The following is a 12,290-nucleotide window of genomic DNA, read 5'->3' as shown; positions in this document are numbered from 1 at the left end:
GCGCCGGAGCCTTTTCACCTCACCGCGCCGGGTCAGCGGTTGCCGCTGACCCACTCGTCCCAGGGCACCTGCCAGTCGCCGAAGCCGTCCCACGACTCCAGCTGCGGCCCGCCCGAGTTGGTGATCTCGACGACGTCGCCCTTCTTCAGCAGGTCGTACACCCACTTCGCGTCCGCCTCGCTGAGGTTGATGCACCCGTGACTGGTGTTGGTGTTGCCCTGCTGCGGCACCGACCACGGGGCCGCGTGGAGGAACTCGCCCCCGTTGGAGATCCGCACTGCCCAGTCGACCTCGGTCTCGTAGCCACCCGGTGCGTCCACCGGCACGCCGAACGTCGCCGAGTTCATGACGTACGAGTCGTGCTTCTGCGTGACCACGTGCGTGCCGTTGCTGGAGGGGAACTCCGGCTTGCCGAGCGACACCGGCAGGGTGCGCAGGAGTTCGCCGTTGCGCTTGACGGTCATCTGGTGGCTGCTGCCGTCGGCGTGCAGCTCGACCCTGTCCCCGATGGTGATCTGCGCGCTCCGGTCCTCGTCGCCCCAGACACCGTCGCCGAGCTGCCGGCCGTAGACGTCGATGCCGATGTCGATGCGGGTTCCCGGCTTCCAGTACTCCTTCGGCCGCCAGTGCACCTCGCGGTCGTCGAACCAGTAGAAGGCGCCCTCCACCTCCGGTTCGGTCCGGATCTTGATCGCTTCTTCAGCGCGCTCCTTGTCCGGCGCCGGGGCGTCTTCGCTGAAGTAGAACGCCAGCGGCTGCCCGACGCCCACGGTCTGCCCGTCGAGCGGGTTCATCGAGACGTACGTCCGGGCCTTCGGGTTCGCCGTGTGGAACGTCGAGCGGTGCTGCACCGGATCGCCGGAACCGCGAACGGTGACGGTCAGCGTGTAGTCCCGGTCGTAGCCGAGCTTGCCGTCGGCGGACCAGCGCGTTCCTCCCCCGCTGATCGTGCCCGGGATCTTCTCGCCCTCCCCGTTGGTGAGCTCCGCGCGCACGATCTCGCCACCACTGGCCTCAGCGGTCACCGGATCGGCCGGGCTCACGTCTTCGGCCCCGTCCTGCGGCGCGAACCGCACCTTCGGCGGGGACGCGGCCGTGTCACCGATCTGCCCCGTGCTGGTTCCCGCGCAGCCGGAGACGAGCGCGACGAGCACCCCGAAGAGCACGACGAGCATCGGCCGACGTCCCGCCGCGGGAACACGTGACACCTGCATTCGTGACAGTCCGTTCTCCGTTGTGGTCTCCCCGCCCGCTCTGGCAGCGGTGCACACCCGAGTGAGCGACTGCACCCGCGCGAGCGGGCGGACGTTGTTTCCCCCCTGAAGACACAACGCCCCCCGTTCAGGTTGCGTTCCCGGGGAAACGAAATTGAGACCAGGAGCTCACCAGGGGTTCGGGCAGCACAACGCCCGCGAGCGCTCCCCTCCTCCCTCCGGAGGACCCCCCGGTGAACACCCCCTCCGGAGGGGTGCTAAAGTATTTCTCGTCAGGCAGCGAGGGAACGCCACCTCGGAGAAACACCGAGACACCGGAAACCTCGCTGAAGACGAGCGCCAATAGCTCAACAGGCAGAGCAGCAGACTCTTAATCTGCGGGTTCGGGGTTCGAGTCCCTGTTGGCGCACCGAAAGCCCAGGCCGAGCGGTCTGGGCTTTTTCTCGTGCGGGATCCACCTCAGCGCACCCCGCATTCCCGCGCGAAACCAGCGCGAATCAGTGGCGGAGACCACGCACCGCGAATCACCGAGATCTCCGCACCGCTCCCGCCGCTTTCCGCCCGCGGACCCCGGCGCTCGGACCCGGCGAACCGGAACACCCCCTTGCGGAGCCGCCCAGGCGCCCACCCGAGGGGCCGCCCCGCACATCTCCGCAACACCGCGTTCACCCACCGGAACGTGATCTCCCCCTCTTGGCCGCGCTGCTCCGATGAGGTTAGGTTTACCTCTGCTACCGACAGCGGCAGCGGCGAGGCTCCACCCGCAACTGCTCGTTCCCTCCAGCGAGCACCATCCCCCAACACTCCGGGCGTCCTCCCCTGCCGAACAACCCCGAACCGGAAACGGCCGACGAACATGCACAGACATTTCCGCCTTGCCAGCACGATCGTCATCGCCCTGGTCCTCGCTCTCGTGGCGGGCTGCGGCTCCTCCGGCAACACCGAGCAGCAGGCCAGCGCGGACGGTCCCGCCGTCAAGCACGCGATGGGCGAGACGCAGGTCCCGAAGGACCCGAAGCGCGTCGTCGTCCTCGACACCGGTGAACTCGACACCGCGCTCGCGCTGGGCGTGCAGCCGGTCGGCACCGTCCTCGCCGACACGCAGGAAGGCCTCCCCTCCTACTTGGACAAGGCCAGCAAGGGCAACATCCAAACCGTGGGCACGATCGGTTCCCCGAACCTGGAAAAGATCGCCTCGTTGAACCCCGATCTGATCCTGTCCAGCAAGGTCCGCGACGAGGAGCGCTACGGCGCGCTCAGCAAGATCGCACCCACCGTGTTCAGCGAAACCACGGGAAAGCCGTGGAAGGAGAACCTCCGCCTGTACGCGAAGGCGCTGGGCAAGGAGCAGAAGGCCGACCAGCTCATGCGCGACTACGAGAAGCGGACCCAGCAGATCCGCAAGCTCGTGGGCGGTGAGCAGAACGCTCCGACGGTCAGCGCGCTGCGCGCCACCGGCGAGCAGCTCCGCCTGTACGGCACCGGGTCGTTCATCGGCACGATCCTGGAGGACTCGGGGCTCAAGCGCCCGAAGCACCAGCAGAGCGACGAGACCTTCACCGAGATCAGCCGCGAGCAGATCGGCGCTGCCGACGCCGACTACCTGTTCCACTCGGCCTACGGCGATCAGGGGCGCCAGCAGCTCGACGACATCCGCGGCTCGGCGCAGTGGACCGCGCTGAAGGCGGTGCAGAACAAGCACGCCGAATCGGTCCCGGACGACACGTGGTTCCTCGGCATCGGACCGCTCGCGGCCAACCGCGTGCTCGACGACCTGCACCGCGTGTTCAGCAAGTAACAGCGGGCACGCCCCGGGAGTCCGCTCGGTGCGGCGGAGTCCCGGGGCGCAGCTTCGCCCGCAACCGGGCCAGCGCTCCCCAGCCCCGCGGAGCCCCTCACCAGCGCCGTTCGCGCGCCGTCGGACTGCCGCTGCGGCTGCTTCAGCGGACGGTCAACCGCAGATCGCCCACGGACCGGCCCGCGGCCAGGCCGTGCTCGCCCTCGTCCAGCTCGTCCAGTTCCACCAGCACCTCGACCTCGGCACCCCGCTCCACGTGCACCTTGGCGAACCCCACCAGGCGAGGTGGTCGGTCCTCGGCCGTGGCGTAGAGCTGCACGACCTCGCTGCCCGCGCGCGGACCGACGTTGCGGATCCGCACCCGGACGCTGTCGCCGTCGTCGACGGCCTCCTCGTAGTCCCACTCGGTGTAACCGAGCCCTTCCCCGAAGTGGAAAGCCGGCATCGTTCCGGAACGGGCGTAGGCGCGATAGCCGAACGCGTCGCCCTCCTCGTAGCGGAGATGACCGTCCTGCGGTTGGATCGCCGGCAGCGGGACCGGCACGTCGGCGAGCTCCGCCGGCACGGTGGTGGGCATGCGCCCGCTCGGCTCCCGCTTCCCGGCCAGCACGTCGGCCAGCGCACCGCCGAACTCCTGGCTGCCGAACCACGTCCACAGCACGGCCGGCACCGAGCCTGCCCAGGGCAGCAGCACCGGCGCCCCGGCGTTGACCACCGCGACCGTGCGCGGGTTGACCTCGGCGACCCGGCGGACCAGCTCGTCCTGCCCACCCGGCAGGCTCAGGTCGGACCGGTCGGAGCCCTCGGTCTCCACCTCGGAGCTCGTCCCGACCACCACCACCGCCGCGTCCGCGTCCCGCGCTGCCTCCACCGCGGCGGTGAGCTCGCGCTGCTCGTCCCACTGCTGCGGACGCCAGCCGACCCCCACCGAGGCGATGCCGTCGAGATCCGCGGGTTCGAAGTCCACGGCGAGCGGCACGGTGCCGTCAGCGGCGAAGTCGGTGTCCAACAGCACCGCGGCCACGCGCCGCTCCGGTGGGGCGACGAGCTCCACCGCTGGATCGGCGGTGTCGCCCTCCCGGGCCACGTGCTCGTCGAAGAGCTCGCGCCCAGCGATGCGCAGCGCCGCTCGGCCGGTCCCGCTCACGCCGAACAGGTTCTCGCCCGCCTCCGCCCGCACGTTCGTGCTCAGGCGCAGGCGGCTGGTTCCCGCCGGCATGCCTTCGCGCCCCGTCCACAGCAGGCGCTGCACCCCGCGGATCTCACTGCTCAGCACGTTCTCCCGCGCGTCGAGGTACTCCACCAGCACCCCGCGGGAACGCTCACCGCCCTCGCCCGCGTCCGGAGGGGCCAGCACGGCCTCGGGAGCCAGCGGCTCCAGAAGACGCTGGTGCCGCACTCCGCGCTGCGCCACCACGGTCGCGTCCGGGAAAGCCTCCCGCAGCCCGTCCACCGGGCCGACCACGTGCGCCGGCACCACCTGGGACGAGCCACCGCCCTGGACGACCGGGGCGAACGCGTTCTCCCCGAGCACCGCGATCGTGCGCGTCCCCCGGGGCAGCGGCAGGAGCGGCGAGCCGTCGTCGACGGGGTCGTTGCGCAGCAGCACGAACGTCCGCGCCGCCATGTCCCGGATCGTCTCCGCAGTCTCGGCCGGTTCGGGGCCCGCGGCCGCCGCGGGCGGCGCGGCCTTGGCCGTGACGTCCAGCGCACCGGTGCGCCACGCCAGCCGGAGCAGGCGCAGCACCTTGTCGTCGAGGACGTCCTCCGGAACTCTCCCCTTCTTGACCGCCTGCGCCAGCTCACCTCCCGCCCACGGGCTGCCGGTGCCGGGCATCGTCAGGTCGAGCCCGGCCAGGGCGGAGGCGTCGACCGAGGAGGTGGCGAACCAGTCCGACACGAGCACGCCGTCCCAGTCCCACTCGCTCTTGAGCACGTCGCTGATCAGCGTGCGGTTCTCGGTCATCGTGCGCCCGTTGACGCTGTTGTACGCGGCCATGAGCATCCAGGGGCCCGCCCGGCGCACGATCCTGCGGAACGGCTTGAGGTGCACGTCCCGCAGCGTATCCGCATCGACGACCACGTCGTAGCTGTTCCGACCGCTCTCGGTGTCGTTGGCCGCGAAGTGCTTCGGCGCCGCCGCCACCCCGTGCCCCTGGAGGCCCGCGGCGATTTCGGCGCCGAGCTCGGCGACGAGCAGCGGATCCTCCGCGAGGTTCTCGAAGTTCCGACCGCCGTACGGGCTCCGGTGCAGATTGACCGTGGGCGCGAGCACCGCGTGCACACCGCGGCGCCGTGCCTCCGCTCCGAGCACCGAGCCCGCGGTCCGGGCGACGTCCCGGTCCCAACTCGCGCCGATCGCCGCCCCCACCGGTATCAGCGCCGAGGGGTCGCGCTCGTCCCAGCGCAGTCCGCGCACCCCGTTCGGGCCGTCCGACAGGACGAGCTCGGAGAGTCCGATCTTCGGCAGGGGCGCGGTCGTCCAGAAACCGCCGCCGGCAACGAGCGCTGCCTTCTCCACGACGGAGAGTTCCGAGAGCAGCGCGTGCAGCGACGCGTCGTCCGGCGCGTCCCGCTGAGCCGTGGTCGTCATCCAGACACCCCTCTCCAGCAGCGACCGTTGTGGGCGCCGAGGGTGCGCGGCCTCGCACCGCGCACAGCCCCTGGTCACAATCCAGTCTCGAACGGCGGGGAGGGGATGTCGAGGAGGCCGGAGGCCCGGTCGCTCGACGAGCGAGCAAGAAGACGGGTGTGCTGCGACAACGGTTCAGGGACCGACGTGTTCCGGCGTGTCGGGAATGGTGGTGCTCGTCGTGGGTGGGCGCCGCAAACGCGGGGACCGGCACACGCGGCAAGGGGCCCGCCAGGCACGTGGGGGGCACCCCACCCCGCACGGCCGGCACCCCCACCACACACAAAAGGGGGTGCGGGCGCGACCCCGACCCGGAGTCACACCCACACCCCACACGGCCCCACACGACGCGGACACAAAGACACAACACGGCGGGAAAGGGTCCCGCCATGCACGTGTGGAGGTGGCCGAGCCACCCCGCACGGCCCCACACAGGCCCCCACACACAAAAAAAGGGGGTGGGGTCGGGGAGCCCGCCCGCAGGAGAAAACCACCCCCTGCAGGGGCTCACCACAACCCCACCCCCCTTTTTCTTTTCGTGTTGTGTCGGCGGCGCCTTACTCTCCCACACCCCACCGAGTGCAGTACCATCAGCGCAGGGAGACTTCGCTACCGGGTTCGGAATGGGACCGGGCCTACCCCTCCCGCCATAGCCACCGACAACCCCACACCCCACCACCACCGTGGTGGGGACGATGCTTGAGAAGCCGATCAGCAGGTGTGAACACCCCACGCACCACCCAACCCAACAGAGGAGTTGGTAAGTCACTCGGCTGATTAGTACTCGTCCACTCACAAACACATTACTGCGCTTCCATGCCAAGCCTATCCACCCAGTCATCTCCTGGGAGCCTTAACCCACATGGGGAGGGAGACCTCATCTTGAAACAGGCTTCCCGCTTAGATGCTTTCAGCGGTTATCCCTTCCGAACATAGCCAACCAGCCCTGCCCCTGGCGGGACAACTGGCACACCAGAGGTCCGTCCGTCCCGGTCCTCTCGTACTAGGGACAGCCTTCCGCAAGTCTCCTCCGCGCGCGGCGGATAGGGACCGAACTGTCTCACGACGTTCTAAACCCAGCTCGCGTGCCGCTTTAATGGGCGAACAGCCCAACCCTTGGGACCAACTCCAGCCCCAGGACGCGACGAGCCGACATCGAGGTGCCAAACCCTGCCGTCGATACGGACTCTCGGGCAAGATCAGCCTGTTATCCCCGGGGTACCTTTTATCCGTTGAGCGACACCCCACCCACACAGAAGTGCCGGATCACTAGTCCCTGCTTTCGCACCTGCTCGACCCGTCAGTCTCACAGTCAAGCCCCCTTCTGCACTTACACGCACCGCCTGATTCCCAACCAAGCTGAGGGGACCTTTGGACGCCTCCGTTACCCTTTAGGAGGCAACCGCCCCAGTTAAACTACCCACCAAGCACTGTCCCCAATCCGGATCACGGACCAAGGTTAGATGCCCAGAACGACCAGAGTGGTATTTCACCAACAACTCCACGAACACTGGCGTGCCCGCATCACAGTCTCCCACCTATCCTACACAAGCCGCACCAAACACCAATACCAAGCTGTAGTAAAGGTCCCGGGGTCTTTCCGTCCTGCCGCGCGAAACGAGCATCTTAACTCGTCATGCAATTTCACCGGGCCTGTGGTCGAGACAGCGGAGAAGTCGTTACGCCATTCGTGCAGGTCGGAACTTACCCGACAAGGAATTTCGCTACCTTAGGATGGTTATAGTTACCACCGCCGTTTACTGGCGCTTCAATTCAACGCCTCACCCCCACCGGGGGTTCACGTCTCCTCTTAACGTTCCAGCACCGGGCAGGCGTCAGTCCACATACCTCGCAACAACGCTTCGCGTGGACCTGTGTTTTTAGTAAACAGTCGCTTCTCCCCAGCCTCTGCGACCACCACCAGCTCCCACCGCACGGGCGTTCACCAGCAGTGGCCCCCCTTCTCCCAAAGTTACGGGGGCAATTTGCCGAATTCCTTAACCACAGTTCACCCGACCGCCTCGGTATCCTCTACCTGACCACCAGTGTCGGTTTCGGGTACGGGCCGTGCACACACATCGCTAGAGGCTTTTCTCGACAGTCCAGGCACACCCACTACACCACACAGGCTCCGCATCACCCCTCACCCACAACATGGCTCGGATTTCCCTGAACCACGGGCTACAGGCTTGCCCCGGGACAACCACCGCCCGGGCTGGGCTACCTCCCTGCGTCACCCCCTCGCTTGCCTACTCCCCCCTCAGGCCCCACGCACCCCACACCCACACTGTTCCAAGAACACTGCAAGGCAGGGCGGGTGGTTAGTCTCAGAGGTTTCACCACGGGCGCGCATACACGGGTACGGGAATATCAACCCGTTCTCCATCGACTACGCCTGACGGCCTCGCCTTAGGCCCCGACTCACCCTGGGCGGACGAACCTTCCCCAGGAACCCTTAGTCAATCGGCGGCAGAGATTCTCACTCTGCACTCGCTACTCATGCCTGCATTCTCACTCCCACACCCTCCACAGCCCCTTCCGAGACTGCTTCACCGGCATGCAGGACGCTCCCCTACCCAACCAAGCCCCACAGGACTCAATTGGCATGGCTTCGGCGGTGTGCTTACAAGCCCCGCTACATTATCGGCGCAGAACAACTCGACCAGTGAGCTATTACGCACTCTTTCAAGGATGGCTGCTTCTAAGCCAACCTCCTGGCTGTCACAGCCGTCCCACATCCTTACCCACTCAGCACACACTTCGGGACCTTAGCCGATGCTCAGGGCTGTTTCCCTCTCGACGACGGAGCTTCTCCCCCGCCGACTCACTGCCACGCTGCCACCCAGGCGTATTCACCGTTTAGCTGATCTCAGTACCCCACAGGGCCATCGACCAACCAGCGCACTACCCCACCCAGGAACCACGCGACGCTGCACCTAAATGCATTTCGGGGAGAACCAGCTATCACAGGGTTTGATTGGCCTTTCACCCCTACCCACAACTCATCCCCCCGGTTTTCAACCCAGGTGGGTTCGGGCCTCCACACGGTCTTACCCGCGCTTCACCCTGGCCATGGGTAGCTCACCCCGCTTCGGGCCTACACCACGCGACTCTCCGCCCACTTTCAGACTCGCTTTCGCTCCGGCTCCCCCACACACGGGTTAACCTCGCCACGCAGCGTAACTCGCAGGCTCATTCTTCAAAAGGCACGCCATCACACCCCACAGGTGCTCTGACGGATTATAGGCACACGGTTTCAGGAACTCTTTCACTCCCCTCCCGGGGTACTTTTCACCATTCCCTCACGGTACTGATCCACTATCGGTCACCGAGCGTCGTTCAGGCTTAGCGAGTGGTCCCGCCAGATTCACACGGAGCTCCACGAACACCGCACTACTCGGGGCAACCATCCAAACCCACCATGGCGCCTTCACCTACGGGACTCTCACCCACTCCGGTCGACCCTCCCAGGCCGTTCAGCTAACACCACACCAGGCTCGACAGGCCGGCAGACCCATCCAACAGCACCCCACAACCCCGCACACGCAACCCCTACCGAGTCTCCCACGCATGCGGTTTAGCCAACCTCCGCTTTCGCTCGCCACTACTCACGGAATCACACCAGTGTTTTCTCCGCTACGGGTACTAAGATGTTTCACTTCCCCGCACAACCCCAATCACCCTATACATTCAGATGATGGTGACCCGCCATCACGCGAGCCAGGTTACCCCATTCGGACACCCTCGGATCACAGTTCGGTCGACAACTCCCCGAGGCTTATCGCAGTCACCCACGTCCTTCCTCGCACACTCAGTGCCCAGGCATCCACCGTGCGCCCTTCACAACTTACCAACACCACAACCGTGGTCACATCAGGCCAGGCAACACAACAAGATGCTCACACCCACTATCCACTTCTCAAACACCCACAGAAACACCCAGCCACACCAGCGTGTTCCCTCACAACCCGACAGCGAATGCCTGCCCGCCACCCCCACACAGGAGGCCACGCACGCGTATGCCCAGCTCACACGAAACAACGAAACCCACAACAACCAGCCACAACACCCTGCCGTGGCCCTATTCTCGGGTTTCTCCTTAGAAAGGAGGTGATCCAGCCGCACCTTCCGGTACGGCTACCTTGTTACGACTTCGTCCCAATCGCCAGTCCCACCTTCGACCACTCCCCCCGGACAAACCGGTTGGGCCATGGGCTTCGGGTGTTACCGACTTTCATGACGTGACGGGCGGTGTGTACAAGGCCCGGGAACGTATTCACCGCAGCACTGCTGATCTGCGATTACTAGCGACTCCGCCTTCACGAGGTCGAGTTGCAGACCCCGATCCGAACTACGACCAACTTTCGGGATTCGCTCACCCTCACAGGCTCGCCACCCTCTGTACCGGCCATTGTAGCATGTGTGAAGCCCTGGGCATGAGGGGCATGATGACTTGACGTCGTCCCCACCTTCCTCCGAGTTCACCCCGGCAGTCTCCCGTGAGTCCCCACCCACAGTGCTGGTAACACGGGACAAGGGTTCCGCTCGTTGCGGGACTTAACCCAACATCTCACGACACGAGCTGACGACAGCCATGCACCACCTGTCCACCAACCACAAAGGGAAACCCCATCTCTGAGGCAATCTGATGGATGTCAAACCCAGGTAAGGTTCTTCGCGTTGCATCGAATTAATCCACATGCTCCGCCGCTTGTGCGGGCCCCCGTCAATTCCTTTGAGTTTTAGCCTTGCGGCCGTACTCCCCAGGCGGGGCGCTTAATGCGTTAGCTACGGCACGGACACCACGACAGTCCCCACACCTAGCGCCCAACGTTTACAGCGTGGACTACCAGGGTATCTAATCCTGTTCGCTCCCCACGCTTTCGCTCCTCAGCGTCAGTATCGGCCCAGAGACCCGCCTTCGCCACCGGTGTTCCTCCTGATATCTGCGCATTTCACCGCTACACCAGGAATTCCAGTCTCCCCTACCGAACTCAAGTGTGCCCGTATCGACCGCACGCCCACCGTTAAGCGGCAGGATTTCACGGCCGACGCGACACACCGCCTACGAGCCCTTTACGCCCAATAAATCCGGACAACGCTCGCACCCTACGTATTACCGCGGCTGCTGGCACGTAGTTAGCCGGTGCTTCTTCTGCCCCTACCGTCACCCCACGAACACGCAGAGCTTCGTCAAGGCCGAAAGAGGTTTACAACCCGAAGGCCGTCCTCCCCCACGCGGCGTTGCTGCGTCAGGCTTCCGCCCATTGCGCAAAATTCCCCACTGCTGCCTCCCGTAGGAGTCTGGGCCGTGTCTCAGTCCCAGTGTGGCCGATCACCCTCTCAGGCCGGCTACCCGTCGTCGCCTTGGCAGGCCCTTACCCCACCAACAAGCTGATAGGCCGCGGACTCACCCTGCACCACCGTAAACGCTTTCCACACACCCCCATGCGGAGGCCGTGTGCCCATCCGGTATTAGCCCCGGTTTCCCAAGGTTATCCCCGAGTGCAGGACAGATTACCCACGTGTTACTCACCCGTACGCCACTCATCCACCCGACCGAAGCCCGGCTTCAGCGTTCGACTTGCATGTGTTAAGCACGCCGCCAGCGTTCGTCCTGAGCCAGGATCAAACTCTCCAACAACAAATCCCAGCAAACAAAAAACAAGAACCACGCACACGCGTCATTCAACAAGCATCCGCTGTCGAGTTCTCAAAGAACACACCACCGAACCGGCGGCATCTCCCGAGCAAAAACCCTAGCACCCGCCAACCACCCCCCACACCCGGGGGGTCGCCCGCACCAGCAGACCCCACAACCCCACCAGCACCAGCACCACACGCACTACCACCAGCAGAACCACGGGCCCACCACACACGACGGCCACGCCACGATTTTCGCCCATCTCAAAGACCACCCGACAACCCCGGACCAACCCCACAAGCCCCCCTCGAAAACCGAAGGAAACTCCCGAAATCAGCCCGCTCCGTCGCCGGCACAAAACAATTTACACCTCCACCGCGCCCCCACCGACACCCACCCCCCACCAAAAAAGAAACCCCAGGTCACCCCCGGTGCGCGCGACCTGCCCCGGGAACGGGCCGACCTCCGCACGCGAACCACGGTCGGGTGATCTGCACGTCTCGTCCTACAGTTGCGGTCGCTCAGTGCCGATACCCTGCCCGAGAGTCTCGCCGGAGTTCGCTTCCGGCGATGGGCGATGCAGGAGCACGAGGCCCGCGTCAGGACGGGGGACGATGAACGCGACGCCGATCTACGCCGAACTGCAGCAGACGGTCATGGACCCGGAGGCGACCGACTGGGACGTGAGCTCGCCTCCCGCCTTCGCCGCGGAGCTCACCGAAGCGGCCAAACGGCACGTCGCTGCGGAGACTCCCGCCGAGGAGGCCGACTCGGCGGCCCGCGCGGCGCGCACCGGCAGCAAGCGGAGCGGGAACTCGGCGAACGGGCGTGCGCGCGGCGAGGACCAGCAGGGCGGCCCCACCTCCGCGCAGGGCCCCACCTCCGCGCAGGGCCCCACCTCCGCGCAGGGCACCGCCTCGTCCGGGTCCCGCGGCCGCAGCAACCGGCGGCACCGCGCCGGCGAATGACCGAATGACCAGTGCGCCCCGCGCGATTCCGGCG

The 12,290-nt window shown here is 65.9% G+C and carries 4 protein-coding genes, 1 tRNA gene and 3 rRNA genes; 3 read left to right on the top strand and 5 right to left on the bottom strand.

Features of this window, described 5'->3' with window-relative positions:
* Positions 1-32: 32 nt before the first annotated feature.
* Positions 33-1,214: a L,D-transpeptidase gene (locus ACVGV0_RS04745; protein WP_459158629.1), complete on the bottom strand. Its 1,182-nt coding sequence runs from the start codon at positions 1,212-1,214 to the stop codon at positions 33-35.
* A 336-nt stretch (positions 1,215-1,550) separates the two neighbouring features.
* Here ACVGV0_RS04745 and ACVGV0_RS04740 point away from each other — a divergent pair.
* Both ACVGV0_RS04740 and ACVGV0_RS04735 read left to right on the top strand, forming a co-directional pair.
* Positions 1,551-1,623 (top strand) — tRNA-Lys (locus ACVGV0_RS04740).
* Positions 1,624-2,070: 447 nt separating this feature from the next.
* The gene (locus tag ACVGV0_RS04735; protein ID WP_459158628.1) at positions 2,071-3,012 is read left to right on the top strand and encodes an ABC transporter substrate-binding protein; all 942 of its coding nucleotides are present in this window, start codon (positions 2,071-2,073) and stop codon (positions 3,010-3,012) included.
* Positions 3,013-3,154: 142 nt separating this feature from the next.
* On the opposite strand, the gene ACVGV0_RS04730 is transcribed toward ACVGV0_RS04735, so the two are convergent.
* From ACVGV0_RS04730 to ACVGV0_RS04715, 4 genes are all read right to left on the bottom strand, one after another.
* Positions 3,155-5,605 carry a glycoside hydrolase family 3 protein gene (locus ACVGV0_RS04730; RefSeq protein ID WP_459158627.1) on the bottom strand — a complete coding sequence of 817 codons (2,451 nt, stop codon included), beginning with the start codon at positions 5,603-5,605 and terminating at the stop codon, positions 3,155-3,157.
* Positions 5,606-6,188: 583 nt separating this feature from the next.
* A 5S ribosomal RNA gene (gene rrf / locus ACVGV0_RS04725) occupies positions 6,189-6,305 on the bottom strand.
* Positions 6,306-6,400: 95 nt separating this feature from the next.
* A 23S ribosomal RNA gene (locus tag ACVGV0_RS04720) occupies positions 6,401-9,497 on the bottom strand.
* 250 nt (positions 9,498-9,747) lie between these two features.
* Positions 9,748-11,288 (bottom strand): 16S ribosomal RNA (locus ACVGV0_RS04715).
* Together the 16S, 23S and 5S rRNA genes form the textbook arrangement of a ribosomal RNA operon.
* 614 nt (positions 11,289-11,902) lie before the next feature.
* Here ACVGV0_RS04715 and ACVGV0_RS04710 point away from each other — a divergent pair.
* Positions 11,903-12,256 (top strand): hypothetical protein, encoded by a 354-nt coding sequence (locus tag ACVGV0_RS04710; RefSeq protein ID WP_459158626.1) that lies wholly within the window; start codon positions 11,903-11,905, stop codon positions 12,254-12,256.
* Positions 12,257-12,290: the final 34 nt, after the last annotated feature.

It is taken from the genome of Salinifilum ghardaiensis, assembly GCF_054491345.1.
This window is presented reverse-complemented; position numbering and strand designations above follow the sequence as displayed.

What these genes read in the sequence shown, in the direction of transcription:
- ACVGV0_RS04745 (WP_459158629.1), bottom strand. Translation starts at nt 1,214, where the DNA reads ATGCAGGTGTCACGTGTTCCCGCGGCGGGACGTCGGCCGATGCTCGTC.
- ACVGV0_RS04735 (WP_459158628.1), top strand. Translation starts at nt 2,071, where the DNA reads ATGCACAGACATTTCCGCCTTGCCAGCACGATCGTCATCGCCCTGGTC.
- ACVGV0_RS04730 (WP_459158627.1), bottom strand. Translation starts at nt 5,605, where the DNA reads ATGACGACCACGGCTCAGCGGGACGCGCCGGACGACGCGTCGCTGCAC.
- ACVGV0_RS04710 (WP_459158626.1), top strand. Translation starts at nt 11,903, where the DNA reads ATGAACGCGACGCCGATCTACGCCGAACTGCAGCAGACGGTCATGGAC.